Source organism: Phycicoccus sp. DTK01, from assembly GCF_017312765.1.
Taxonomy (GTDB): Bacteria; Actinomycetota; Actinomycetes; order Actinomycetales; family Dermatophilaceae; genus Phycicoccus; species Phycicoccus jejuensis.
The window spans coordinates 621,705-646,859 of sequence record NZ_BOPU01000002.1; the positions used below are offsets into that span (position 1 = coordinate 621,705).

A 25,155-nucleotide genomic window follows, 5' to 3' on the forward strand; every position below is an offset into this window, starting at 1 on the left:
CGTCAGACGCGCAGCGGTGCGAGGAGGCGGACGGCCACGGCGAGCCCGACGACGAGCACGAGCCCCCCGAGGGCGAGCCAGCCGTTGCCGAAGACGACTGCGTCCACGAGGGAGTGGACGCGGCTGAGCGCAGAGGACATGGCTGCTCCGGACGAGGAGGGCCGGCGGGTGCCGGCGGACGTGGCGGGGGAGCGGGCCGGGTGCGCGTCGTCGAGTCACAGGCCTGCGGTGGGAGCCGTTCCGGGGGAACGGGATCCGGCGCCGCACGGCTCTGGTCGGCGCGACCCGACGCTCCGGCGTCTTCGGGTGGAGCGCTGCGGGTCTGGAGCACACCGTGCCGCTCCACGCCACCCGGGGCAAGACCCCCACCCGGAGAATTAACGCGATGGACACACGCCGTAACAGCAGCGTCCTCAGCGGGCCTGTTCGATGGTCGACGCAGGGGACCTCCGCCCGGCCCGTCCGGCCGGCAGCTCCCCCGGGTCAACGGCGACGCGCAGAATGAACACTCGTAATCTGCTGCGACGCAGGGGAACCGGCTCGTCGCTGCTCGACCGCAGGGAGCCCTCATGGACACCTACCCAGACCCGGTGCGCCGTGCGCCCGCCGACTCCGGGCCGGCCGTCGTCGTCCTCGGCGGCGGTGTCGACCCCGCCCTCACGCACGCGCTGACGTCCCGGTTCGCGCGGCTGGGCGCCCGGGCCGTCGTGGCGTCTGCGGTCTCCGGGCCGGGCGTCCCCGACGACGACGGCTGGCGCGCCGCCGTCGCGCTGGTCCGCGACGAGCACGCCGCGGCGGTCGTGTGGGTCGTCCGCGACGACGCCGCACCGGTGCACGTCCTCGGCCGCCGGCTGGCGGCGCTCGGGCTGCGCGAGCTGCCCGTCGTGGCCGTACCGGCCGGTGCGGGCGACGACGACCTCGCCGCCCGGGAGCGGGCCCGACAGGTCGTCTCGTCGGTCGTGCGACGCGTCGAGGAGGGCCCCTCGGTGCGCGCCGGCCGGGTCCTCGTCAGCGAGTCCGAGCTGCGTGCGGAGGTCGAGCGCGAGGGCCGGGCACCGGAGCCCGGTCGGCCGCGCGCCGCGGTCGCGGTCATCGACATCGCCGAGCGGGAGGCGCTGCGTCGCAGGCTCGGTGGGCACGCGGCGGAGGAGGCGCTCCAGGTCGTGGCCGGGGTCGTCGTCGACGCCGCGGTCGTGACCGAGCTGGCCGCCCGCGACGCCCGGGGGCGCGTGCTCCTGCTCCTCAAGGACCGCGACGACGCGTGGGTCGAGCACCGGCTGGCCGAGCTGTCGGCACGCCTCACGTCGCTGGCGCCGGAGGTGGCCGGCGAGACCGTGCACCTGACGCCGGTCGTCGGCTGGGCACGCTCCGAGCCGGGGCTGCGACCGGCCTCCCTCCTCGGGCGCGCCGTCGCCGCGCACGACCTCGCGGGCGAGGAGCTGGACCTGCGGGCCCGATCCTGGCACGCCGGCATGGAGCCGGAGGGCGAGCGGGCCGCCCGCCGTCGGTCACCGCGCCTGCGACGCCTTCGTCGTCGGCGCACCACCGCGACGCTGCAGCTCGCCCTCACCGTCCTGCTCGGGGTCGTGCTGCCGTTCGTCGGGCTCGTCGTCGCGGACCGGCTCGGCCACCCCGTCGCCGACGTCGTGTTCGGTGTGGTCGTGGTCTTCATGGGCGTCACCACGCTGAGCCTCTGGCTGGAGGGCCTCTTCTCGCTGCGGCGCCCGCGGCTGCCGGCCGCGCCCCCGGGGCCGGCCCCCCGGATGTCGGCCGTCGTCGCCGCCTACCTCCCGAACGAGGCGGCGACCGTCGTCGAGACGCTGCGGTCGGTGCTCTCGAGCGACCAACGGGACCTCCAGGTCGTCCTCGCCTACAACCGACCCCACCGCCTCCCCGTCGAGGACGTCCTCGAGGACCTCGCCCGCACCGACCCCCGGCTGCTCCTGCTCTGCGTCGAGGGCAGCACCTCCAAGGCGCAGAACGTCAACGCGGCCCTCGCCCACGTGACCGGCGAGGTCGTCGGCGTGTTCGACGCCGACCACCACCCGGCGCCGGACGCCTTCGACCGGGCCTGGCGCTGGATCGCCGACGGCGCCGACGTCGTCCAGGGGCGCTGCGTCGTCCGCAACGGCGACGCCTCCCTCACGGCGCGGCTCGTCGCCGTCGAGTTCGAGAACATCTACGGCGTCTCTCACCCGGGCCGCTCGCGCCTGCACGGCTTCGCGGTCTTCGGCGGCTCGAACGGCTACTGGCGCACCGCGGTCCTGCGGCGGGTGCGGCTGCGCTCGACGATGCTCACCGAGGACATCGACTCCAGCGTCCGGCTGATCTCCGACGGCGGCCGCATCGTCTACGACGCCGGGCTCGTCTCGCACGAGCTCGCGCCGACGTCCCCCGGGGCCCTGTGGTGGCAGCGCCTGCGCTGGGCGCAGGGCTGGTTCCAGGTGACGCGTCGGCACGCCCGCTCGGTCGGCAACACCGTCCCGCTCGCGCGGCGCCAGCGCATCGGCATGTTCTACCTCCTGCGCTGGCGCGAGATGGCCCCGTGGGTCGGGCAGCTGAGCCTCCCTCTGGCGCTGCACGCCCTGTGGCGGGTCGACGGGGACCTCGCGCAGGTGCCGGTGACGACCGTCCTCGTCCTCGCGGTGCTCGTGCCCCTGTCGACCGCTCCCGCCCAGACGTTCTTCGCGTGGCTCAACGCGACGCCCGCCCTGCGCCGCCGGCCGCTGTGGTTCGTGGGCTACCTCCTCGCGGGGATGTTCTTCTACACCGAGTTCCGCAACGCGGTCGCCCGGGTCGCGCACGTCCGCGAGCTGACCGGCGCCCACGACTGGATCGTCACCCCACGCTCGGGGCGGGCCCTCGCGGCACCGGCGGCCCGGCGCGCGGCCTGACCCGGGGCCCCACCCGCTGACCCCGCGAAACCGCCGGTCACCCGGCCCCCGCACGCCCCCGCGCAGGCGTTAGCGTGGCGGGCGGCGTCGGGCCCGGCGTCACCCTCGACGAGGAGCTGGTGGTGGTCGTGGTCGCTGCAGGAGCACAGGCGTTGGTCCAGGGGGTGCCGGCGGCGCTGCCCGCTGCGGACACCCTCATCGACGCGAGCCCGGTGGACTACCTCATCCTCGTCGTCTACTTCGTCTTCGTCCTCGGCATCGGCCTCATCGCGCGGCGGTCGGTGTCGGACTCGGTCGACTTCTTCCTCTCCGGGCGCTCCCTGCCGGCCTGGGTGACCGGCCTGGCGTTCATCTCCGCCAACCTCGGCGCCGTCGAGATCATGGGCATGAGCGCCAACGGCGCCCAGTTCGGCATCTCGACCGTCCACTACTTCTGGGTCGGCGCCATCCCGGCGATGCTCTTCCTCGGCATCGTGATGATGCCCTTCTACTACGGCTCCAAGGTCCGCTCGGTGCCGGAGTTCATGCTCCGCCGGTTCGACAAGCGCGCACACCTGGTCAACGCGATCTCCTTCGCCGTGGCCCAGCTGCTCATCGCGGGCGTCAACCTCTACCTGCTCGGCTCCATCGTCCACGCCCTCCTCGGCTGGCCGCTGTGGATCGCCCTGGCCGTCGCCGCGGCCATCGTCCTCTCGTACATCACCCTCGGCGGTCTCTCGGCGGCGATCTACAACGAGGTGCTCCAGTTCTTCGTCATCGTCGCGAGCCTCCTCCCGCTCGTGCTCATCGGCCTGCACCGGGTCGGCGGCTACGGGGGGCTCAAGGACAAGATCACCGAGATGGCGGCCAACGCACCGGCCGAGGCCGCGGTGCCCCCCGCCGACCAGCAGCTCAGCTCCTGGCCCGGTCAGGCGCTCACCGGGTTCGACAGCCCGGTGCTGTCGGTCATCGGGATCGTCTTCGGCCTCGGCTTCGTCCTCTCCTTCGGCTACTGGACGACCAACTTCGTCGAGGTCCAGCGCGCGATGGCCTCGGACTCCATCGCGGCGGCCCGCAAGACGCCGGTCATCGGGGCCTTCCCGAAGATGTTCGTCCCGTTCCTCACGATCTTCCCGGGCATGATCGCCGCGGTCCTGGTCCCCGAGATCGTCGACCTGAAGAACGGGGGCAGCCCGCCCGGCGGGGCCTCGGGCCAGGGGGTCGCCTACAACGACTCGCTGCTCTACCTCATGCGTGACGTGCTGCCCAACGGCCTGCTCGGGCTGGCCCTCACCGGCCTGCTCGCGGCGTTCATGGCCGGCATGGCGGCCAACATCTCGGCGTTCAACACGGTCTTCAGCTACGACCTGTGGGAGAACTACATCCGCAAGGACCGGTCCGACGACTACTACCTGAGGATCGGGCGCCTGGCCACGATCGGTGCGACCGTCGTCGCCATCTTCACGGCGCTCATCGCGAGCTCGTTCAGCAACATCATGAACTACCTCCAGACCCTCTTCGGCTTCTTCAACGCGCCGCTGTTCGCGACCTTCATCCTCGGGATGTTCTGGAAGCGGATGACCCCGGCCGCCGGGTGGAGCGGGCTGGTCTCGGGAACGCTCTCCGCCGTGGTCGTCGCGTTCCTCAGCGAGGACGCGTTCGGGTCGGCCTCGCTCGGGGTGCTCCCCCTCTCCGGCCAGGGCGCGGCGTTCGTGGCCGCCTCCACGGCCTTCGTCGTCGACATCGCGGTGTCGGTGGCGGTCACCATGGTGACGCAGCCGAAACCGGCCGAGCAGCTCGTCGGGCTCGTGTACTCCGAGACCCCGGTGGAGACCCGCACCGACCCGAACGAGGCGTCCTACCCGTGGTACCGCCGCACCGTGCCGCTCGCCGGCGTGGCGCTCGGCATGGTCATCGTCCTCAACATCCTCTTCTGAGCGGGAGTCGTCATGGCAGAGAAGCACACGGCCGGAGCCTTCGACATTCGCAACGTCATCGGTGGCCTCCTGGCGATCTACGGCGTGATCCTCACGGGCATGGGGATCTTCGCCGACCCCGAGACCGACAAGACGGGCGGGCCGAACGCCAACCTCTGGGCGGGTCTCGCCCTGCTCGTCGTCGGGCTCGGGTTCGTCGCCTGGTCCCGGCTGCGGCCGGTGGTGGTCCCGGAGGACGTGGAGCCCGTCACCGACGACCCCACCCGTCCGGCGCCCAAGAAGCGCCCGCGCGCCGGGCACTGAGCCGTGGGTGGCGCGACGAGGGTCGGTGACGTGCCGGCCCACCTGGCCGTCCCCGCGGGCGAGGGCCCGTGGCCGGGGCTCGTGCTCGTCCACGAGGCCTTCGGGCTCGACGGGAACATGCGCGTCCTGGCGGACCGGATGGCCGGGGCGGGGTTCCTCACCCTGGCCCCCGACCTCTTCTCGCGCGGGCGCCGCTCGGCGTGCCTCCGGGCGACCTTCACGGCGCTGCGGCGCGGCCACGGGCCGGCGTTCGACGACGTCGAGGCCGCCCGCGCGCAGCTGGTCGGTGACGAGCGCTGCACCGGCCGGGTCGGCGTCATCGGCTTCTGCATGGGCGGGGCCTTCGCGCTCGCCCTCGCGCCGCGCCCCGGGTGGGCCGCCGCGTCGGTCAACTACGGGATGCTCCCGAGCACGCCGGACGCCCTCGACGGCGCGTGCCCGGTCGTCGCGAGCTACGGCGGCCGCGACCGCAGCCTGAGCGGCGCCGCCGAGAGGCTCGAGGTGGCCCTGGCGGCCCGCGGGGTGCCGCACGACGTCCGCGAGTACCCGGGCGCGGGGCACTCCTTCCTCAACCCCACCGACTCGGCGCCGTGGTGGATGGCCCCGGTGACGCGCCTGGTCCTGCACGCGGGGCCCGACCCCGTCGCGGCCTCCGACGCCTGGGAGCGCATCGACGCCTTCCTCGCCGAGCACCTCGGCGCCCCGGCGCGCTAGACGACGCGGCCCCGGTCCACCCAGCGGGGAAGGAGGCCGTCCGGGTCCTCGACGACGCCGCCGCGGTTCCACAGGGCCAGGTGCAGGTCGACCGCCGGACCGGCCAGCGACGCCGCGCCGTCCGGCGCCCCGTCGGCGGGCGTGAGCCGTCCGGTGGTCGTGGCGTCGGTGCCCACGCCGACGAGCCACCGGTCGCCGGTGTCCGCGGCCGAGACGAGCGCCTCGTACGGGTCGCCCTCCGCGCGAGGCCCCCTGCCGCGCCGCGGCCAGAAGCCGACGAGGAGCTCGTCGACCGCGTCGGCGGCCACCGCGGGGGTCCACCAGGCGTCGGCCGCCGTCGGTGCCCGCCCCTCGCGGGCGGCGAGCACGTCGAGCGCGTGCACCGCGGTCTCGTGGTGCTGACGCCGGGCCCAGAACAGGCGGGCCGGCGGCGCCTCGCGCAGGAAGGTGAAGGCCTCCAGGTCGTCCGGCGCGTCGTCGAGCGTCGCCAGCAGCTCGTCGGCGCCCGTGCGCAGCCAGGCCGTCACGTCCGGTGCGGCGCGCCCCTCCGGCTCGAGGTCCGGGATGTCGAGCGTGCGCGGGTCGCCGCCGCGCAGCATGGCCGTCGCCCAGCGGTGCACGGCGCCCTGGTGCACCAGCAGGTCACCAACGGTCCAGTCGGGGCAGGTGGGGACGGCGGCTCCCGGGTCCGTCTCGCCCGCCCACCGCACGAGGCGGTCGGTGGCCTCGGCGAGCCCGGCGAGGTGGGTGTCGAGGTCGACGGCGGCGGTCATCGCGCCAGTGTGCCGCTGCGCCGGGCGCCGGCGCGAGGGGGCGTCCGGCTCAGGCGAACTGCCAAGAGCGCTTGCTCAGGCCGAACCAGAACCCGTCGATGACGCTCGTCCCGGCGGTGTCGCCGTGGACCGACGCCGCACCGAGCGCGACGTAGAGCGGGGCCCAGTGCTCGGTGCGCGGGTGGGCCTCGCGGGCCGCGGGAGCCTTGGCGAGGAAGTCGAGGACGGCGTCGACGTCACCGGCCGCGACCGTCTCGGCGGCCCAGTGGTCGAACTCCGCGGACGGCGTGGGTGGCGCGGCGTCGGACCCGGCGCGCGGGTCGAACCAGCCGAGGTTGTGCGTCGTGAAGCCCGACCCGACGATGAGCACGTTCTCGTCGCGCAACGGGGCGAGGCGCCGGCCGAGGTCGAAGAGGCGGTGCGGGTCGAGGGTCGGCATCGAGAGCTGGACGACCGGCACGTCGGCGTCGGGGTACATCTCCTTGAGCGGGACGTACGCGCCGTGGTCGAGGCCGCGGGTCGGGTCCTGGTGCAGCGTCTCGCCGGCCGGGGCGAGCAGCCGGGCCACGGACCGGGCGACCTCGGGCGCGCCCGGGGCGTCGTAGGTGACGTCGTAGTAGCGCTGCGGGAAGCCCCAGAAGTCGTAGGTGAGCGGCACGTCGCCGCTCGTGGCCGACACCGAGACGGGCGCCTGCTCCCAGTGGGCCGAGACCATGAGGACGGCGTCCGGGCGGGGGAGGTCCGACGACCAGCCGGCCAGCTGCGAGGTCCACAGGGCGTCGTCCGCCAGGGGCGGGGCGCCGTGGCTGAGGTAGAGCACGGGCGGGCGGCTCGACGCGGTGGTGTCGGTCATGGCGGTCTCCTCGGACAAGTTGTTGAACATTCAACCACATGCCGCCCGCCGGTGTTCCCTACTCCGCGTCGTGGACGAGGATCGCGACCTGCGTGCGGTTCTCGAGCCCGAGCTTGGTGAGGATGCGCCCGACGTGCGCCTTGACGGTCGCGACGCTCAGGTGCAGGGCGCCGCCGATCTCGAGGTTGGTCTGCCCGCGCCCGAGAGCGAGCGCGACCTCCCGCTCCCGCTCCGTGAGGGCCGAGAGCGCCCGTCGGGCCCCGGCGCGCCGGCGCTCCACGACGTCCCCGCCGTCGCGCCCGGCGACCGCCGCGATGAGCGCGGTCGTCGCGCGTGGCGAGAGGGTCGGCTCGCCCGCCGCCACCGCGTGCACGGCCTCGACGAGGCGGGCCGGCGGCGTGTCCTTGAGGAGGAAGCCGTGCGCGCCGACCCGCAGCGCCCGCAGCACCATCTCGTCGGCGTCGAAGGTCGTGAGGACGAGCACCTTCGGGGCGTCGGGCAGCGCGAGCAGGTCGCCCGTCGCGGCGATGCCGTCGCGCCGCGGCATCCGGATGTCCATGAGGACGACGTCGGGACGCGTGCGGCGCACGAGGTCCGCGGCGTCGGCGCCGTCCGCCGCCTCGCCGACCAGCTCGAGCGCCGGGTCGCCGCCGAGGATCATCGTGAGGCCGGCGCGCACCAGCGGGTCGTCGTCGACGAGGGCGACCCGGACGGTGGCGGTGCTCATGCCGCCCACGGTAGCGAGGCCCGCACGACGAACCGGCCGTCCTCCGGCCCGTGCCGCAGCACCCCGCCGAGGAGGTCGACGCGCTCGTGGAGGCCGAGCAGCCCGAGCCCGGCCCCGGGCAGCGCCGCCCCGGCGCCCAGCGGCACGGGGTTGCTGACGACGACCTCGACCGCGCGCCCCGCCCGCCCCTCGACCCAGACGGTGACCGGGCACCCGGGGGCGTGCTTGCGCGCGTTGGTCAGCGCCTCCTGGACGAGCCGGTAGACCGTCCGGCCGGTCGTCGCCGGGACCTCGTCCTCGGTCCGGTCCTCGAAGGTGAGGCGGGTCCCGGCGGCCCGGGCCTCGGCGACGAGGTCGGGCAGGTCGGTGAGCCCCGGCTGCGGCCGTTCCGGCGCGAGGGTGGCGTCGACGGCGTCGGCGCGCAGCACCCCGAGGACGTCGCGCAGGTCGCGCAGCGCCAGGTGCGCGTTCTCCTCGATGGTGCGCGCGGCCTCCGCCTGCTGCTCGGGCGCCAGGTCGGTCCGGTAGGTCAGCGCACCGGCGTGCATCGCGACGAGGCTGATGCGGTGGGCGAGGACGTCGTGCATCTCGCGGGCGATGCGGGTCCGCTCGGCGGACCGGGCCGCCGCGACGCGGGCCTGCTGCTCCCGCTCGCTGGTCTCGGCCCGGTCCCGGAGGGTGACGAGGTGGTCGCGGTCGGTGCCCACGGACCACCCGACGGCGAGCACGACCGCGACGAAGAGGGACACGACCAGCCCGGCGGCCCAGAGGGGCAGCGGGCTCGGTTCCGGGTACACGGCCTCGAAGACGAGCGCGGCCACGACGGTGGTGCCGCCGACGAGGAGCAGCTCGCGAGGGCGGCGCCGGGTGGCGAGCGAGCAGAGGGCCAGCGTCGCCGGCCCGAAGGCCATCGGCGAGACGGCGGTGAGCGCGGCCGTCGCGAGCGCGACCGGCAGCGGCAGCCGACGCCGCGCGACGACGACGAGGACGACGAGGAGCAGGCAGAGCACGGGGTCGCCGACGAGCACCCAGACGGTCAGCGGGTGCTCCTCGAACCCGGCGTCCTCGAGCGACTCGAGCGTGAGGACCCAGAGGGTGAGGCTCGCCAGCAGCACGACGACGACGCGCCACGCGTGGCCCCACCAGGAGAGGCGGGGGACGGGCGTCGCAGGAGGCATCCGGCCACTCTAGGAGCGGCCGGACGGTCGCCGCGTCGGCCGGAGGTCCACCCCGGCCCGCCACGGATGTAGACCGAGGTCTACCCCGGAGCAGACCGCCGGGCGATGCGGCGCACCCCGGCCCGCGCCGAGGCTGGAGCCATGATCAGCGTCGACAACCTCACCAAGCGCTACGGCCGCGTCACGGCCGTCGACGGCGTCACCTTCGAGGTCCGGGCGGGGTCGGTCACCGGCTTCCTCGGCCCCAACGGCGCCGGCAAGTCCACCGTCATGCGGATGCTCACCGGCCTCACCCCGCCGACGAGCGGGCGCGCCACCGTCCTCGGTCGCGACTACCGCGACCTCGTCGACCCGGGCTCCCGCGTCGGCGTCATGCTCGACGCGTCGGCCCAGCACCCCGGCCGCACCGGGCGCGAGGCGCTCGTCCTCGCCGCGCTGACGATCGGCGTCCCGCGCAGCCGCGTCGACGACGTCCTGCGGCTCGTCGGGCTGAGCGACGACGAGGCCGGCCGGCGCGTGCGCACCTACTCCCTCGGGATGCGCCAGCGCCTCGGCCTCGCCGGGGCCTTCCTCGGCGAGCCGGAGGTGCTCGTCCTCGACGAGCCCGCCAACGGCCTCGACCCCCAGGGCATCCACTGGATGCGCACCCTGCTGCGCGGCTTCGCCGACCGCGGGGGCGCGGTGCTGCTCTCCTCGCACCTGCTCCACGAGGTGCAGGCCGTCGCCGACGACGTCGTCGTCATCGGCCGGGGCCGGGTCGTCGCCAGCGGTGCGGTCGCCGAGCTCGTCGCCGGCGAGGGCACCCGCGTCTCCTCCGAGGACGACGCCGCGCTCGCCGCGGCCCTCGAGGCCGCCGGGCACGACGCGACCCGGACGCCCGAGGGGGTGGTCGTCGACGTCGAGCCCGCCGTGGTGGGCCGCACGGCGCTCGCCGCGGGGGTGGTCGTCACCGACCTGCGCCCGCACGGCGCGCAGGGCCTCGAGGAGCTCTTCCTGCGGCTGACCGCCGACGACGCGCGGGAGGTGGCGGCGTGAGCACCGTGACCCGCACCCCCGAGGCGCCGTCGCGTGCCGCGTCCCCGGCGCCGGGCCGCACCGGGCGGCCCGGGGTCCCGCTCGCGCGGCTCGTCCGCGTCGAGGTCCGCAAGCTCGTCGACACCCGGGCCGGCCGCTGGCTGCTCGGTGTGACCGCCGGGATCGCCGTCGCCCTCGTCGTCGCGTTCCTCGTCTGGGGCTCGGCGAAGGACTCGGGCTACGCGGGCCTGCTCGGGCTCGCCGCGCTGCCCCTCTCGGTCCTCCTGCCGGTCCTCGGCATCATGGCGGCCACGGCCGAGTGGTCGCAGCGCACCGGGCTCGTGACCTTCGCCCTCGAGCCCCACCGCGGCCGGGTCGTGGCGGCCAAGGCGCTCGCGTCCGTCGTCCTCGGCCTCGTCGTCCTCGCGACGACGGCCGCCGCGGTGGCGCTGGCCCGGCTCGTCGGCTCGTTCGTCCGGGACGGGGCCACCGAGTGGCGCGTGCCCGGTGCGCTCGCCCTCGGGCTTGCGCTCGCGCTCCTGGTCTTCCTCGTGCAGGGCGTCGGGTTCGGGCTGCTCTTCCTCAACACGCCGCTGGCCATCGCCGCGTCGTTCGTCCTGCCGGTTGCCCTGAGCATCGTCGGCGGGCTCACCGAGGGGGCGCAGCGGGTGACCGCGTGGGTCGACCTCTCGCTCGTCACCGAGCCGCTCATGGCCGGGACGATGCAGGGCGAGGACTGGGCGCACCTGGGCACCTCGGTCCTCGTCTGGGTGGTCCTGCCGTTCGCCGTCGGCACCTGGCGGGTGACCCACAAGGAGATCGCCTGAGAGGTCGGCGCGGGTCGCGTCGCGGGTTTCCGCGAAACGACCCGCGCCGCCCCCGTCGCGTGCCCTAGCGTGAGGGGTACCGGTCGGGCTTGTAGGGGGCCCGGCCTCGCCGAAAGAGCACCTCGTGACCGACCAGCTGCAGCGTCCCGCGCCGTCCACGACCACCGAGCACGTCACGAGGGGCCTCGCGCTGGCCCTCGTCGCGGTCACGTCCTCGTCCGCCGCCGCGGTGACGCTGCGGGGGCTGCCCTCCGTCGTGCCGCTCGTCGCGGTCCTCGTCGCCGTCGCGGCCTGCGTGGCCTACACGCTCGGCGCCGGCACCGCCCCCCGCCGCGGGATCCCCGCGCTGCTCGTGGTCGTCGCCGCCGGGCTCTGGGCCCTGGGCTGGGCGACCGCCGGCACCAGCCCCGTCCAGACGCTCGTCATCGGCCTCGTCGCCGCCGCGGCCGTCCTCGCGCAGCTGCACCGCAGCCACCGCAGCCACTGCTGACGCCTCACCGGCGCCGCGCCGCCGGTGACCCGGGTGTGCGACGGGACGCCTGCGGGCGCTACCGTCGGGCCGTCACCACGTCCGAGCAGCGACGAATCCGCTGCACGTGGCCGACGGAACAGGCAGGTGTGAGGCATGGCATCCGGACGCAAGCTCGTCATCGTCGAGTCCCCGGCGAAGGCGAAGACCATCGCGGGCTACCTCGGCAGCGACTGGGACGTGGAGGCCTCGGTCGGCCACATCCGTGACATCCCGACCCCGAGCGAGATGCCGGCGGAGATCAAGAAGGGCCCGTTCGGCAAGTTCGGGGTCAACGTCGACGACGACTTCGACCCGTACTACGTCGTCGACGCGGACAAGAAGAAGAAGGTCCGCGAGCTCAAGGCCCTCCTGAAGAACGCCGACGAGCTCTACCTGGCCACTGATGAGGACCGCGAGGGCGAGGCCATCGCGTGGCACCTCTTCGAGACCCTCCAGCCCAAGGTCCCGGTCAAGCGGATGGTCTTCCACGAGATCACCCGCGAGGCGATCCAGCGGGCCGCCAACCAGACCCGCGACATCAACGTCGCGCTCGTCGACGCCCAGGAGACCCGCCGCATCCTCGACCGCCTCTACGGCTACGAGGTCTCGCCCGTGCTCTGGCGCAAGGTCAAGGCCGGCCTGTCCGCCGGCCGCGTGCAGTCCGTCGCCACCCGCCTCGTCGTCGAGCGCGAGCGCGAGCGGATGGCGTTCGTCCGCGCCTCGTACTGGGACGTCGACGCCGACGTCACGCCCGGCGCCGACGAGGACCTCTTCACCGCGCGCCTCACCGGGGTCGACGGCAAGCGCGTCGCGACCGGCCGTGACTTCGCCGACGACGGCACCCTCAAGGGCGAGCGCTCCGTGCAGCTCGACGAGGAGCGCGCCACCGGCATCGCCGAGGCACTGCGCACCGCCGAGGTCACCGTCGCCGAGGTCTCCGAGAAGCCGTACACGCGCCGCCCGAGCGCCCCGTTCACGACGAGCACCCTCCAGCAGGAGGCCTCGCGCAAGCTGCGGCTCAACTCCCGCAACGCGATGCGGGTGGCGCAGCGGCTCTACGAGAACGGCTACATCACCTACATGCGGACCGACAGCACCGCGCTGTCCGACACCGCCCTGACCGCCGCCCGGCAGCAGGCGCGCGAGATGTACGGGGGCGACTCCGTGCCCGACGCCCCGCGCCGCTACGAGAAGAAGGTCAAGAACGCGCAGGAGGCGCACGAGGCCATCCGCCCGGCCGGTGACCGCTTCCGCACCCCGGCCCAGGTCGCCGGCGAGCTGCGCGGCGAGGAGTTCCGCCTCTACGAGCTGATCTGGATGCGCACCGTCGCCTCGCAGATGGCCGACGCCCGCGGCTCGACCGCGTCGGTGCGGCTCGCCGCGACGCTGCGCGACGGCGCCCCGGCCCGCGAGGTCGAGCTGTCCGCCAGCGGCACCGTCATCACCTTCCGCGGCTTCCTCGCCGCCTACGAGGAGGGGCGCGACGACGCCCGCACCCGCGACGACGACGAGCGTCGCCTGCCCAAGCTCGGCGCCGGGCGTCGCCTCGACGTCAAGCGCGCCGAGGCGAACGGCCACGAGACCTCGCCGCCCGCCCGGTACACCGAGGCGACGCTCGTCAAGGCGATGGAGGAGCGTGGCATCGGCCGGCCCTCGACCTACGCCTCGACGATCGGCACCATCCAGGACCGTGGCTACGTCTCCAACCGCGGCTCGGCGCTCGTCCCGTCGTGGCTCGCGTTCGCGGTGACCCGCCTCATGGAGGAGCACTTCGGGCGGCTCGTCGACTACGACTTCACCGCCTCGATGGAGGAGGACCTCGACGCCATCGCCCGCGGCGACGAGCAGCGCGCGGCCTGGCTGCGCCGCTTCTACTTCGGCGACGAGGCGAGCTCGGCCGAGGGGCTGCGTTCCCTCGTCGAGGACCTCGGCGACATCGACGCCCGGGCGATCTCGACGATCGACATCGGCGACGGCGTCGTCGTGCGCGTCGGCCGCTACGGGCCGTACGTCGAGGAGGTCGTGCCCGCCGGCGTGGACCCGTCGACCGGTGAGGTCACCGATGCCGCGGCCGCGGACTCCGCTGCGGCACAGCCGCGTCGCGCGACCATCAACGACGACATAGCCCCCGACGAGATGACGCCGGCCATCGCCCGCGAGCTGCTCGAGCGCGCCGCGGACGACGGCCGCGTCCTCGGCCAGGACCCCGGCACCGGGCGCGACATCGTCGCCAAGGCCGGCCGCTACGGCCCCTACGTCACCGAGGTGCTGCCCGAGGAGGAGCAGGGCAAGGGGAAGTCGAAGGTCAAGCCGCGCACCGCCTCGCTCTTCAAGGACATGGACCTCGGCACGATCGAGCTCGACACGGCGCTGCGGCTGCTGTCGCTGCCGCGCGTCGTCGGCACGAGCACCGAGGAGGACGGCAGCACCGTCGAGATCACGGCGCAGAACGGGCGCTACGGGCCCTACCTCAAGAAGGGCACCGACTCGCGGTCGCTGACGAGCGAGCAGCAGCTGTTCGACATCACGCTCGAGGAGGCGCTGGCGATCTACGCCCAGCCCAAGCAGCGCGGGCGGGCCGCGGCCAAGCCGCCGCTCGCCGAGCTCGGCACCGACCCCGTGTCCGGCAAGCCGGTCGTCGTCAAGGACGGGCGGTTCGGGCCCTACGTCACCGACGGCGAGACCAACGCGACCCTGCGCAAGGACGACGACCCCGAGAAGATCACGCCCGAGCGCGGGTACGAGCTGCTCGCCGACAAGCGGGCCAAGGGTCCGGCCAAGAAGGCCGCGCGCAAGACGGCCAAGAAGACGACGACGAAGAAGGCCGCGACGAAGAAGACCGCGACCAGGAAGACCGCCACGAAGAAGGCGGCGACGAAGAAGGCCTGACCCGGCCCCGCCTCGTCTCCGGAGTCGAGTGCGGAAGCGGCTGCCCCGGCGACCGCGTCCGCCCTCGACTCCGATTGCAGCTCCACCCTCGTCGAGGTCGAGTGCGCAGGTGGCTGCCCCGGCGACCGCGTCCGCCCTCGACCCCGATTGCGGCGGCAGTTACCGGCCAGTAGGTTCGACGCATGGCCTTCGACCCGCAGACCCTGACCACCGCCTCGCCCGCCGAGTTCGTCGCGGCGGTGAAGCGGGCCTCGGACGGCGAGATCCGCGACGCCTTCGCCGGCGAGCACCGCACCGCGATGCTCGACGCCGTCTTCGGCCGCTTCCCCGAGCAGTTCCGGGCCGACAAGGCCGGTGACCGCGCCGCGCGCATCGACTTCCGGGTCACCGGCGGGCCGGGGGACTCCAGCGACACCTACGCCGTCGTCGTCGACCACGGCACGTGCACCGTCGAGAAGGCGCCGACCGCCGAGCCGGACCTCTCGCTGATGGCCGGGCCGGTCGAGTTCCTCAAGCTCATCTCGGGGACCGGCAACCCGGCGATGATGTTCATGATGGGGAAGATCAAGGCCCGCGGCGACCTCGGCCTCGCGACCGCCCTGGCGAACTGGTTCGAGACCCCCAAGGCCTGACGCCGGCCCGCCCCCGACGCACCACACGTATCGGGTGACCCGATACGCCTGCGCCTCACCCGGGAACCGTTCCGGGGTGAAGCGCGCCCGTATTGGGTGACCCGATACGCGAGTGACGAGGACGTCGTCGTCGCTGCGGGCGATCCCGGCGGCGTCGCGACGTAGCGTGGCGGGTATGTCCCTCGTCACGAGCTCCGGCTACGCCCACGTCCGCCTCACCGTCACCGACATCGAGCGCTCGGTCGACTTCTACGACCGGGTCTTCGGCTGGCCGAAGGCGGTCGACGCACGCGAGCACCAGGGTGAGCCCGGTCTCGAGGACGCCCCCGAGAAGTTCTACGGCGGCGTCGTCTACCAGACCCCCCAGGGCACGCTCTTCGGCCTGCGGCCGGTCGGGTCGCAGGCCTTCCGCTCCGACGTCACCGGCCTCGACCACGTGAGCTTCGCCGTCGACTCGCGCGCCGACCTGGACGGCGCCGCCCGGGAGCTCGACGGCGCGGGCATCACGCACGGCGAGGTCGTCGAGCTGGCCGACGCCGGCATCGCGATCCTCTCCTTCCAGGACCCGGACGACGTCAACCTCGAGCTCACCGCGCCGCTGTCCTGAGCCCGTGCCCGAACCGGCTTGACCCTCACGCGACGTGAGGCCCCACGGTGGTGCCATGACCACGACGAGCCAGCACACTGCAGGGATGGAGCTGACGGTCGGGCAGGTCGCCGAGACCTTCGGCGTCACGGTGCGCACGCTGCACCACTACGACGCCATCGGTCTCGTCATCCCCTCCGGCCGCACCCCCGCGGGCTACCGCCTCTACACGGACGCGGACCTGGCCCGGCTCGCGACCGTCGTCACCTACCGCCGGCTGGACCTGCCCCTCGACGAGGTGCGTGCCCTGCTCGACGGCGAGGGGACGGCGGCGGAGCACCTGCGCCGCCAGCGCGCCGTGGTCGTGTCCCGGCTGGGCGAGCTCGAGGAGCTCGTCCACGCCATCGACCGAGCACTGGAGCGAGAGATGACCGAGCAGCCCGCCACGACCGAGGACCTCAAGGAGCTCTTCGGGGACGCCTTCGGCGACGACTACCCCCGGGAGGCGCAGGAGCGCTGGGGCGAGACCGACCAGTGGGCGCAGTCCAAGCGCCGCACCGACGGCTACACGAAGGCCGACTGGGAGGCGGTCAAGGCCGAGCAGGACGCCGTCAACGCCGAGCTCGTCGCCGCGATGCGGGCCGGCGAGCCGCCGACCTCGCAGCGGGCGATGGACGCCGCCGAGGCGCACCGGGTGCAGATCGAGCGCTGGTTCTACGACCTCGACCACGCTTTCCACCGCGGCCTCGGGGACATGTACGTCTCCGACCCGCGGTTCACCGCCACGTACGAGGAGCAGGCGCCGGGGCTCGCGCAGTACGTGCGCGACGCCATCCACGCCAACGCCGACCGGCACGAGCGCCCCGCCGGCTGAGGCCCGCCCCACCCCTCGAGCGCACAGGACACGCCGCCCGCACCCCCGGTGCCGGCGGCGTGTCCTGCTGCGTCGAGCGGGGAAGGCCATCGGGGGAGGTACTAGGACCAAAGCCCGATGGTGGGTGTCCATCGGTCACGGGCACCGTTCTCGTCATCGGGCCGACGAGCGGCCCACCTCAGCCCCAGGAGCACCCCATGATCCGCACGCAGTCCCTGTCCCGGGTCGCCGCCACCGCCGCGGTCGCCGCAGCCCTCGTCGCCGGCGCCGCCCCCGCCTCCTTCGCGAAGGCCCCCACCTCCAAGGCCTCCGGCACCTGCAGCCAGGGCGCCACGTGGAAGCTCAAGGCCAAGGCCGACAACGGCCGGGTCCAGGTCGAGCTCGAGGTCGACTCCAACCGCAACGGCCAGAGCTGGGCGTGGACCCTGCGCGACAACGGCACCCAGGTCGGCTCCGGCACCGCGGTCACCGCCGCACCGAGCGGCTCCTTCACCGTCGCCCGCCGGATCGCGAACCGCGCCGGCACCGACACCATCACCGCCGTCGCGACGCACGCCGGGCAGACCTGCTCCGCCCGAGTCGTCTTCCCCGGCTGACCCCACCTGTCACACTCCACGAAAGGACCAGGACCGTGCGACGCATCGCCCTCATCACCCTCGGAGCCGCCGTGGCCGTCACCCCCGCCCTGCTGGGCGTGCTCGGCAACGCCTCCTTCGCCGAGCGGCTGCCCGTCCGGGCGCCCTCGAGCGCCACCTCGAGCCCCTCGCCGTCGGCCACCTCCGACGACCCGGCCGACCACGACGCGAACGACGACCACGGCGGTGACCGCCCACGCGGCACCTCCGACGACCCGGCCGACCACGACGCGAACGACGACCACGGCGGCGACCGCCCGCGCGGCACCTCCGACGACCCGGCCGGCCACGACGCGAACGACGACCACGGCGGCGACCGCGCCCGGTCGGGCGACGACTCGAGCAGCTCCGGCCACCGCTCGGGCCACCAGCGCTCGGGGGGCAGCAGCTCCAGCGGCAGCAGCTCGACCAGCGGCAGCTCGCGGGGCGGCTCCGACGACAGCGGGTCGGACGACTCCTCCTCCAGCGGCTCGTCGGGCCACGGCTCCGACGACTCCGGCTCGGACGACTCCGGCCGCTCGCGGCACGGCGGCGACGACGGTTCCGGCCACGACGCCGGCGACGACCACGGTGGGGACTCGGGTGGGCACGGATCCGACGACTGATCCCACGGTCCCGTCCCCGGTCGAGGTCCCTGCCCCGGCCGGGGGCGCTCCGTGCCCGGAACCGGTGTGGGTCACGGTCTCCCGGCCCGCGGCGATCGACGCCGACGACGGCCCCGTGCACCCGCGCCGGGTCCTCGCCCAGCTCGCGCTCGGTGTCCTCGCCGCCCTCCTGCTCGTCGGCGTCCTCGGCTCCCTCGCGGCGCGGCAGCTCGCCGAGCGGGAGGCCGTCAACGACGCCGCCTCGATGGCCGGGGTCATCGCCGAGGCGGTCGTCCAGCCGGCGATGACCGAGGAGCTGATGGCCGGCGACCCTGCGGCCGCCGACGCGTTCGGGGCGACCCTGGAGCGCAGCCTCGACCGCGAGACGGTCGTCCGGGTCAAGCTCTGGCGTCCCGACGGCTACGTCCTGTGGGCCGACGAGCCCCAGCTCGTGGGGCGGACCTTCCCGCTGGACGCCGACCAGCGCGAGGCCCTCGACGGTCCCACCACGGTGGCCGACGTGTCCGAGCTGGGGGCGTCCGAGAACCAGTTCGAGAGGGGCGACCGGCTCGTCGAGGTGTACCGCCCGGTGTGGATGCCGGACGGGCAGACCGCGCTGTTCGAGATCTACGTCTCCTACGACCCCGTGGCCAGCCGCACCGGCGAGCTGTGGCGCGGCTTCGCCGGGGTGACGGCCAGCAGCCTCGTACTCTTCGTCCTCATCGTCACCCCGCTCGTGCTCGCCCTGCTCAAGCGGGTCCGCAGCGCCGAGGCGCGCCAGGTCGCCTTCCTCCAGCGGGCGGTCGACGCCTCGGAGGTCGAGCGCCGGCGCATCGCCGCGACGCTCCACGACGGCCCCGTCCAGGAGCTCGCCGCCACCTCGTTCACCGTCTCGGGTGCCTCCGCGACGGCCGCGGCCCGCGGCGAGAGCGCGCTGGCCCGCGACCTCGACGCCGCCGCGACCGCCGTGCGCGCGAGCATCCGCTCGCTGCGCACGCTGCTCGTCGACCTCCACCCGCCGAGCCTGTCGCGGGCCGGGGTGGTCGCCGCGCTGACCGACCTCGCGACGTCCGTCCGGGCCGACGGCGTCGTCGTCCGGCTCGACACCGACCCCGAGGCCGAGCTCGCCCTGACCGCCGACGCCCAGCGCCTCGTCCACCGCGTCGCGCAGGAGTGCGTCCGCAACGCCGCGCGCCACGCGGGCCCGGCCGAGGTCGTCGTGTCGCTGCACCGCACCGGCCCCGGGACGGTCGAGCTCGAGGTCCTCGACGACGGGCTCGGCTTCGACGTCGAGGCCGTCCTCGCCGACCCCGAGCCCGGGCACCTCGGGACCGCGCTGATCGCCGACGCCGCGTCGGTCCCGGGTGCGACACTGCGGGTGGCCAGCTCGCTGGGCGCCGGGACGCACTGGCGCCTCGACCTCGACGGCCCGATGGGGGTGCGCGCATGATCCGGGTGCTCGTGGCCGACGACCACCAGCTGGTCCGGGCCGGGGTGCGCACGCTCCTCGACGCCGAGCCCGACATCACGGTCGTCGCCGAGGCCCGCGACGGCGCCGAGGCGGTCGAGTCGGCGGTCGGCACCGAGCCCGACGTCGTCCTCATGGACCTCTCGATGCCCGTGCTCGACGGGGTCGAGGGCACCCGCGGGGTGCTGGCCGCCCTCCCGGGCACCCGCGTCCTCGTCCTCACGAGCTTCTCCGACCGCGACCGCGTCCGCGAGGTCCTCGCCGCCGGGGCCATCGGGTACGTCCTCAAGGACTCCGAGCCGGCCGACCTCGTCGCGGCAGTCCGCGCGGCCGCGCAGGGGCACGTCCCCATCGACCCGCGGGTCGCGGCCGCCCTCCTGCCCGCCACCGGCGACCCGGTGCGCGACGGCGAGGCCGTCGGGCTCTCCCCGCGCGAGACCGAGGTGCTCCGGCTGGTCTCGCAGGGCCTGGCCAACAAGCAGATCGCACGGGCCCTCGGCATCACCGAGCGCACCGTCAAGGCGCACCTCGGCCGCGTGTTCCGCGAGATCGGGGTCGTCGACCGCACCAGCGCGGCCCTCTGGGCGCGCGACCACCTGCCCACCCCCTGACCCGCGCGGGGACGGCCGTCGGGGCGCTGGCCTAGGCTCGCGGCGTGAGCGCACGGGACGGGGTCTTCATCGCCTTCGAGGGCGGCGACGGGGCGGGCAAGTCGACACAGGTCCGGCTGCTCGCCGAGGCCCTGCGCGCCCACGGCCGCGAGGTCCTCGTCACCCGCCAGCCCGGGGGCACCGACCTCGGGGCGGCCATCCGCGACCTCGTCCTGCACGGCGACCACGTCTCGCCGCGCGCCGAGGCGCTGCTCTTCGCGGCCGACAAGGCCCACCACGTCGACCTCGTCATCCGGCCGGCCCTCGCCGCCGGGCAGGTCGTCCTCACCGACCGCTACACCGACTCCTCGGTCGCCTACCAGGGGGCCGGGCGCGACCTCGGGGCCGCCGAGGTCCACGACCTGCAGATGTGGGCCGTCGACGCCCTCGTCCCGGACCTCACCGTCGTCGTCGACGTCGACCCCGCCGAGGGGCGCCGGCGCCGCGGCGAGGTCCACGACCGGCTCGAGGCGGAGGCCGACGCCTTCCACGCCGCGATCCGCGAGCACTTCCTCGCGATGGCGCGCGGCAACCCCCAGCGCTACCTCGTCGTCGACGGGACGCAGCCGCCCGACGCGGTCCACGCGTCCGTCCTCGACCGGGTCCGCGCGACCGGTGCCCTCGACGCCCTCGACGCCGCCGACGGGGCATCGCCGTGAGCGTCTGGCGCGACGTCATCGGCCAGGAGGCCGCGGTCGCCGTCCTCGAGCGGGCCGTCCGGGACCCGGCGTCGATGACCCACGCGTGGCTGTTCACCGGGCCGCCGGGGTCGGGCCGGTCGGTCGCCGCGCGCGCGTTCGCGGCCGCGCTGCTCTGCCCGCAGGGCGGTTGCGGCGAGTGCCGCGAGTGCCGCACCGCCCTCGACGCCACGCACGCCGACGTCGACGTCATCGCCACCGAGGGGCTCTCGATCAAGGTCGAGCAGGCGCGCGACCTCGTCCAGCTCGCGGCCCACCGGCCGAGCGTCGGTCGCTACCGCGTCATCGTCGTCGAGGACGCCGACCGGCTCACCGAGCGCGCCGCCGACGCCCTCCTCAAGGCCCTCGAGGAGCCCGCGCCGCGCACCGTCTGGATGCTCTGCGCGCCGTCGGTCGAGGACGTCATCATCACGATCCGCTCGCGCTCGCGGCACGTGCGGCTGCGCACGCCGTCGGTCGAGGCCGTCGCCGACCTCCTCGTGCGCCGCGACGGCGTCGACCACTCGATGGCCCTCTACGCCGCCCGCGCCGCACAGTCGCACGTCGGGCTCGCGCGCCGCCTCGCCCGCGACGAGCACGCCCGCATCCGCCGCCACGACGTCGTGTCGATGGCCGGGAAGATCGTCTCGGTCGGCGAGGCCGTCGGGGCGGCGCAGGACATCGTCACCATCGCCCAGGAGGAGTCGGCCGCGGCGTCGGGGGAGCGCGACGCCGCCGAGCGGGCCCGCCTGCTCGAGGTGCTCGGCGCCGACCCCACCGCACGCACGCAGCCGCCGCACGTGCGCTCGCAGGTCGCGGCGCTCGAGCGCGAGCAGAAGACGCGCGCCACGCGCTTCACCCGCGACGTCGTCGACCGCGCCCTCGTCGACCTGCTGTCGGTCTACCGCGACGCGCTCGTGCACCGCACCCGCGCCGGCGCCGCGCTCGTCAACGAGGACAGCCGGGCCGTCGTCACCCGTGTCGCCGAGGCGTTCACGCCCGAGCAGCTCCTCCGGGCGATGGACGCCGTCGGCACGGCGCGCGAGCGCATCGGGGCCAACGTGGCGCCGCTGCTGGCGCTCGAGGCGATGGCGCTCTCCCTGCGGCTGCCCCGCTGAGCCGACGCGTGCGCGGTTGCGGCCGATTCGTGACCTCCCCGGCGAGAAGGCTCCCATGCTGCTCGCCTAGGGTGCGCCCATGACCCCGCGCCGCCTCGCCCTCGTCGCGGGCGCCGTCGCCGTCTCCACCGCCCTCGCCGGATGCTCGGTCGTCGACGGCCTGCGCGGTCAGGGCAGCGCCCGCCCGTCGGTGTCCGTCAGCCCGCAGTCACCGCCCCCGGGCACTCAGGGGCTGGACCGGTTCTACTCCCAGCAGCTCGCCTGGACGGGGTGCTCCGGCGCCGAGTGCGCCCAGCTGACCGTGCCCGTCGACTACGCGCAGCCGACCGGGGCGACCATCGAGATCTCCGTGCTGCGCGTCCCGGCGAAGAAGTCGGGCCAGCGGCTCGGCTCGCTCGTCGTCAACCCGGGCGGCCCCGGCGGCTCGGGGGTCGACTACGCGCGTGCCGCGGACTTCATCGTCGGCAAGGACGTCCGCAACCGCTACGACGTCGTGGGGTTCGACCCGCGCGGCGTCGCCCGCTCCTCGCCGATCGACTGCCTCTCCGACGCCGGGCTCGACGCGTTCCTCGGGGCCGACCCGACGCCGGACGACGCCGCGGAGGAGCAGCAGTTCTCCGCCGGCGCAGCCGGGTTCGCCGCGTCCTGCGCCAAGAACGCCGGCCCGCTGCTCGCCCACGTCTCGACCGAGGACGCCGCGCGCGACATGGACGTGCTGCGCGCCGCGCTCGGCGAGGAGAAGCTGACCTACCTGGGCAAGTCGTACGGCACGTACCTCGGGGCCACGTACGCCGAGCTGTTCCCGCAGCAGGTGGGCCGCTTCGTCCTCGACGGCGTCGTCGCCCCCGACCTCACCTCCGCCGAGATCAACCTCGGCCAGGCCGAGGGCTTCGAGCGCGCGACGCGGGCGTGGGCGCAGTACTGCGTCTCGGAGGGCGACTGCCCCCTCGGCGACTCGGTCGACTCCGTGATGGAGGGCCTGCGCGGCTTCCTCGCCGACGTCGACGCCTCCCCGCTGCCGAAGACCGGCGACGGCTCGGTGCCGGCGCTCACGGAGGGCTGGGCCTCCCTCGGCATCGCCGCCGCGATGTACGACCAGGGCGCCTGGCGGACCCTCGTCGACGCGATGACCGACGCCGTCGACGGTGACGGCACGGCCCTGATGCAGCTCGCCGACCAGTACGCCGACCGCAACCCGGGCGGCGGCTACGCGGGCAACATCATGGAGGTCATCTACGCGGTCAACTGCCTCGACAAGCCGGAGTCCGACTCCGTCCCCGAGCACCAGGCGCTCGCCGACGCCGCCGCCGAGAAGGCGCCGACGTGGGGTCGCTACCTCGCGTGGAGCTCGCTGCCGTGCGGGTCGTGGCCGTTCGAGCCGACGAACGAGCCGCACGAGATCCGGGCCGAGGGCGCGGAGCCGATCGTCGTCATCGGCACGACCCGCGACCCCGCGACGCCGTACGAGTGGTCGGTGCGCCTGCGCGACCAGCTGGCCAAGGCCTCGCTCATCTCCTTCGACGGCGACGGGCACACGGCGTACACCCGATCGAACTCCTGCGTCGACGACGCCGTCGACGGCTGGTACGTCGACGGCAAGCTGCCCAAGGACGGCCTGCGCTGCTGACCCGCGCCCTCGTCGCGGGCTACACCGCAGTAACTGTCGTCCCAGCGACACGTACTGCGGTGTAGGACGCGCTCGAGGCACCCGGGGGAGCGGCTCGGGCGGGGTGTCCGACGGGCCGATTCGCGATCGCCGCGCCGATGTCCATATACTCGTCCGGCGCGCCCGGTCCGCCGCGTGCGCACGCCGCCTTAGCTCAGTCGGCCAGAGCGATTCACTCGTAATGAATAGGTCATCGGTTCGATTCCGATAGGCGGCTCCACCCGAAGGCCCCCTCGACCCCGCGTCGAGGGGGCCTTCGCGCATCCTTCTCTTCACTGATTGCGAGTTCCGCCGCCCGACACCCCGTGCGCAGGCGTGTCGACCGGCCGAACTCGCAAGAAGTCGGGTGGCGCGGGCAGGGGTTGTCGAACGTCGGCGGACGGCGGGTCACGGGCGCGGCGCCGGGCATAGCGTGGCGAGATGACCAGACCCGTGCCGCTGCCCACCGCCCCCGGCCAGGAGTCGGTGTGGGACTACCCGCGCCCGCCCGCGGTCGAGCCGAGCGACGAGCCGGTCGAGGTCTGGTTCGGCGGCGTCCTCGTCGCCCGCTCCACCCGCAGCCTGCGGGTCCTCGAGACGAGCCACCCCCCGACCTACTACCTGCCGCGCGAGGACTTCACCGAGGGCGCCCTGCGGCGGGCGCACGGCTCGTCGTACTGCGAGTGGAAGGGCGAGGCGGTCTACTTCGACGTACTCGGCCGGCGCGAGGTGGCCGAGTCGGCCGCGTGGACCTACCCGCACCCCAACCCCGGCTTCACGGCCCTCGTCGACCACGTCGCCGTCATGCCCGCCGCGATGGACCGTTGCGTCGTGGCGGGCGAGGTCGTCACCCCGCAGGAGGGCGGCTTCTACGGGGGATGGGTGACCAGCCGCGTCGTCGGGCCGTTCAAGGGCGGACCCGGCACCTGGGGATGGTGAGCCCGGACCGCCGCCACCCCGGGAGACGACGGACCCCCGGTCGCACCACGTCGGTGCGCCCGGGGGTCTGTCGCCGTCGCGCCCGGGACGTCCGGGCGGCGCGGGGAGTCAGTCGTCGCTGAGCGGCTTGTCCTTCGTGGCCAGCTCGGCGCGGGCCCGCTCGGAGGCGGCGGCCAGCTCGTCGCTCGTGTGGGCGGAGGTCGACGCGTTCGCGGGGACCTCGGCGTGCGGGGGCATCCGCCAGCGGGCGGTGCTCAGGCCGGCCGCGCGGGCCCGCTCGATGGCGTCGGTGATGCAGGCCTCGGCCTCCACGCGCCCCGCCCAGTGCGCGCCCTCGACCGACTTGCCGGGCTCGAGGTCCTTGTAGGTCTCGAAGAAGTGCTGGATCTCGAGGCGGTCGAACTCGGTGACGTGCTCGAGCTCGCTGATGTGCGCCTTGCGCGGGTCGCCCGCCGGGATGCAGAGGATCTTGTCGTCGCCACCGGCCTCGTCGCGCATGTGGAACATGCCGATGGGCCGGGCGCGCACGACGCAGCCCGGGAAGGTCGGCTCGTCGAGGAGCACGAGCGCGTCCAGCGGGTCGCCGTCCTCGCCGAGCGAGTCCTCGATGTACCCGTAGTCCGACGGGTACGACATCGCGGTGAACAGCATGCGGTCCAGCCGGATGCGGCCCGACTCGTGGTCGACCTCGTACTTGTTGCGGTGACCCTTGGGGATCTCGATGGTGACGTCGAACTCCACGGTGGAA

General features: G+C 74.5%; 25 protein-coding genes and 1 tRNA gene. 20 read left to right on the forward strand and 6 right to left on the reverse strand.

From position 1 onward, the window contains the following. Positions 1 to 2: 2 nt before the first annotated feature. Entirely contained in the window at positions 3 to 140 is a 138-nt protein-coding gene (locus J3473_RS06700) for a hypothetical protein (protein WP_207022421.1), read from the reverse strand. A gap of 429 nt (positions 141 to 569) precedes the next feature. On the opposite strand from J3473_RS06700, the gene J3473_RS06705 reads away from it, so the two are divergent. The 4 genes from J3473_RS06705 to J3473_RS06720 all read left to right on the forward strand — a co-directional run bounded on the left by J3473_RS06705 (position 570) and on the right by J3473_RS06720 (position 5,827). After that, positions 570 to 2,894: a glycosyltransferase family 2 protein gene (locus J3473_RS06705; RefSeq protein ID WP_207022422.1), complete on the forward strand. Its 2,325-nt coding sequence runs from the start codon at positions 570 to 572 to the stop codon at positions 2,892 to 2,894. Between the two features lie 164 nt (positions 2,895 to 3,058). After that, on the forward strand, positions 3,059 to 4,810 hold the full coding sequence (locus J3473_RS06710; protein WP_207022573.1) for a sodium:solute symporter family protein: 1,752 nt from the start codon (positions 3,059 to 3,061) through the stop codon (positions 4,808 to 4,810). Positions 4,811 to 4,822: 12 nt separating this feature from the next. Next, entirely contained in the window at positions 4,823 to 5,113 is a 291-nt protein-coding gene (locus J3473_RS06715; protein WP_207022423.1) for a hypothetical protein, read from the forward strand. Between the two features lie 30 nt (positions 5,114 to 5,143). Then, positions 5,144 to 5,827: a dienelactone hydrolase family protein gene (locus tag J3473_RS06720; RefSeq protein WP_242525723.1), complete on the forward strand. Its 684-nt coding sequence runs from the start codon at positions 5,144 to 5,146 to the stop codon at positions 5,825 to 5,827. On the opposite strand, the gene J3473_RS06725 is transcribed toward J3473_RS06720, so the two are convergent. Genes J3473_RS06725 through J3473_RS06740 form a run of 4 tightly spaced genes read right to left on the reverse strand, consistent with a single transcriptional unit; the run spans position 5,824 to position 9,358 of the window. Then, entirely contained in the window at positions 5,824 to 6,600 is a 777-nt protein-coding gene (locus J3473_RS06725; protein WP_207022425.1) for a maleylpyruvate isomerase N-terminal domain-containing protein, read from the reverse strand. The two genes, J3473_RS06720 and J3473_RS06725, sit on opposite strands and share 4 nt — an antisense overlap. 49 nt (positions 6,601 to 6,649) lie before the next feature. After that, positions 6,650 to 7,453, reverse strand: coding sequence for a dioxygenase (locus tag J3473_RS06730; protein WP_030526572.1), 804 nt, complete (start codon positions 7,451 to 7,453; stop codon positions 6,650 to 6,652). A gap of 58 nt (positions 7,454 to 7,511) precedes the next feature. Further along, positions 7,512 to 8,180, reverse strand: coding sequence for a response regulator transcription factor (locus tag J3473_RS06735; RefSeq protein ID WP_030526573.1), 669 nt, complete (start codon positions 8,178 to 8,180; stop codon positions 7,512 to 7,514). Next, positions 8,177 to 9,358, reverse strand: a complete 1,182-nt coding sequence (locus J3473_RS06740) for a sensor histidine kinase (RefSeq protein ID WP_207022426.1) — start codon at positions 9,356 to 9,358, stop codon at positions 8,177 to 8,179. Before J3473_RS06740 ends, J3473_RS06735 begins: the two co-directional genes overlap by 4 nt. A gap of 141 nt (positions 9,359 to 9,499) precedes the next feature. On the opposite strand from J3473_RS06740, the gene J3473_RS06745 reads away from it, so the two are divergent. The 16 genes from J3473_RS06745 (at position 9,500) to J3473_RS06820 (ending at position 24,407) form a co-directional block, all read left to right on the forward strand. Beyond that, positions 9,500 to 10,393 (forward strand): ATP-binding cassette domain-containing protein, encoded by an 894-nt coding sequence (locus J3473_RS06745; RefSeq protein WP_207022427.1) that lies wholly within the window; start codon positions 9,500 to 9,502, stop codon positions 10,391 to 10,393. After that, on the forward strand, positions 10,390 to 11,199 hold the full coding sequence (locus tag J3473_RS06750; protein WP_207022428.1) for an ABC transporter permease: 810 nt from the start codon (positions 10,390 to 10,392) through the stop codon (positions 11,197 to 11,199). The genes J3473_RS06745 and J3473_RS06750 overlap by 4 nt, the downstream gene beginning before the upstream one ends. A gap of 124 nt (positions 11,200 to 11,323) precedes the next feature. Continuing rightward, a complete protein-coding gene (locus J3473_RS06755; RefSeq protein ID WP_207022429.1) occupies positions 11,324 to 11,689 on the forward strand; it encodes a hypothetical protein in 366 nt (121 codons plus the stop codon). Between the two features lie 135 nt (positions 11,690 to 11,824). Then, positions 11,825 to 14,599, forward strand: coding sequence for a type I DNA topoisomerase (gene topA / locus J3473_RS06760; protein WP_207022430.1), 2,775 nt, complete (start codon positions 11,825 to 11,827; stop codon positions 14,597 to 14,599). A gap of 182 nt (positions 14,600 to 14,781) precedes the next feature. Beyond that, positions 14,782 to 15,231, forward strand: a complete 450-nt coding sequence (locus tag J3473_RS06765) for an SCP2 sterol-binding domain-containing protein (RefSeq protein WP_051750066.1) — start codon at positions 14,782 to 14,784, stop codon at positions 15,229 to 15,231. Between the two features lie 175 nt (positions 15,232 to 15,406). Further along, the gene (locus J3473_RS06770; RefSeq protein ID WP_030526580.1) at positions 15,407 to 15,838 is read left to right on the forward strand and encodes a VOC family protein; all 432 of its coding nucleotides are present in this window, start codon (positions 15,407 to 15,409) and stop codon (positions 15,836 to 15,838) included. 55 nt (positions 15,839 to 15,893) lie between these two features. Continuing rightward, entirely contained in the window at positions 15,894 to 16,691 is a 798-nt protein-coding gene (locus tag J3473_RS06775; protein WP_242525724.1) for a MerR family transcriptional regulator, read from the forward strand. 197 nt (positions 16,692 to 16,888) lie between these two features. Beyond that, positions 16,889 to 17,287, forward strand: coding sequence for a hypothetical protein (locus tag J3473_RS06780; protein ID WP_207022431.1), 399 nt, complete (start codon positions 16,889 to 16,891; stop codon positions 17,285 to 17,287). A 35-nt stretch (positions 17,288 to 17,322) separates the two neighbouring features. Continuing rightward, positions 17,323 to 17,931 carry a hypothetical protein gene (locus tag J3473_RS06785; protein ID WP_207022432.1) on the forward strand — a complete coding sequence of 203 codons (609 nt, stop codon included), beginning with the start codon at positions 17,323 to 17,325 and terminating at the stop codon, positions 17,929 to 17,931. Positions 17,932 to 17,995: 64 nt separating this feature from the next. After that, positions 17,996 to 19,360, forward strand: coding sequence for a sensor histidine kinase (locus J3473_RS06790; protein WP_207022433.1), 1,365 nt, complete (start codon positions 17,996 to 17,998; stop codon positions 19,358 to 19,360). Beyond that, on the forward strand, positions 19,357 to 19,989 hold the full coding sequence (locus J3473_RS06795) for a response regulator transcription factor (protein WP_030526585.1): 633 nt from the start codon (positions 19,357 to 19,359) through the stop codon (positions 19,987 to 19,989). Before J3473_RS06790 ends, J3473_RS06795 begins: the two co-directional genes overlap by 4 nt. A gap of 44 nt (positions 19,990 to 20,033) precedes the next feature. Then, the gene (gene tmk, locus J3473_RS06800) at positions 20,034 to 20,687 is read left to right on the forward strand and encodes a dTMP kinase (protein WP_207022434.1); all 654 of its coding nucleotides are present in this window, start codon (positions 20,034 to 20,036) and stop codon (positions 20,685 to 20,687) included. Then, positions 20,684 to 21,823, forward strand: coding sequence for a DNA polymerase III subunit delta' (locus tag J3473_RS06805; RefSeq protein WP_207022435.1), 1,140 nt, complete (start codon positions 20,684 to 20,686; stop codon positions 21,821 to 21,823). The genes tmk and J3473_RS06805 overlap by 4 nt, the downstream gene beginning before the upstream one ends. A 79-nt stretch (positions 21,824 to 21,902) precedes the next feature. Continuing rightward, a complete protein-coding gene (locus tag J3473_RS06810) occupies positions 21,903 to 23,450 on the forward strand; it encodes an alpha/beta hydrolase (RefSeq protein ID WP_207022436.1) in 1,548 nt (515 codons plus the stop codon). 182 nt (positions 23,451 to 23,632) lie between these two features. Then, positions 23,633 to 23,709, forward strand: a tRNA-Thr gene (locus J3473_RS06815). Between the two features lie 200 nt (positions 23,710 to 23,909). Further along, positions 23,910 to 24,407: a DUF427 domain-containing protein gene (locus J3473_RS06820; protein WP_207022437.1), complete on the forward strand. Its 498-nt coding sequence runs from the start codon at positions 23,910 to 23,912 to the stop codon at positions 24,405 to 24,407. A gap of 108 nt (positions 24,408 to 24,515) precedes the next feature. Here the strand turns inward: J3473_RS06820 and J3473_RS06825 are convergent, their stop codons facing one another. Further along, positions 24,516 to 25,148: an inorganic diphosphatase gene (locus J3473_RS06825; protein WP_030526636.1), complete on the reverse strand. Its 633-nt coding sequence runs from the start codon at positions 25,146 to 25,148 to the stop codon at positions 24,516 to 24,518. Positions 25,149 to 25,155: the final 7 nt, after the last annotated feature.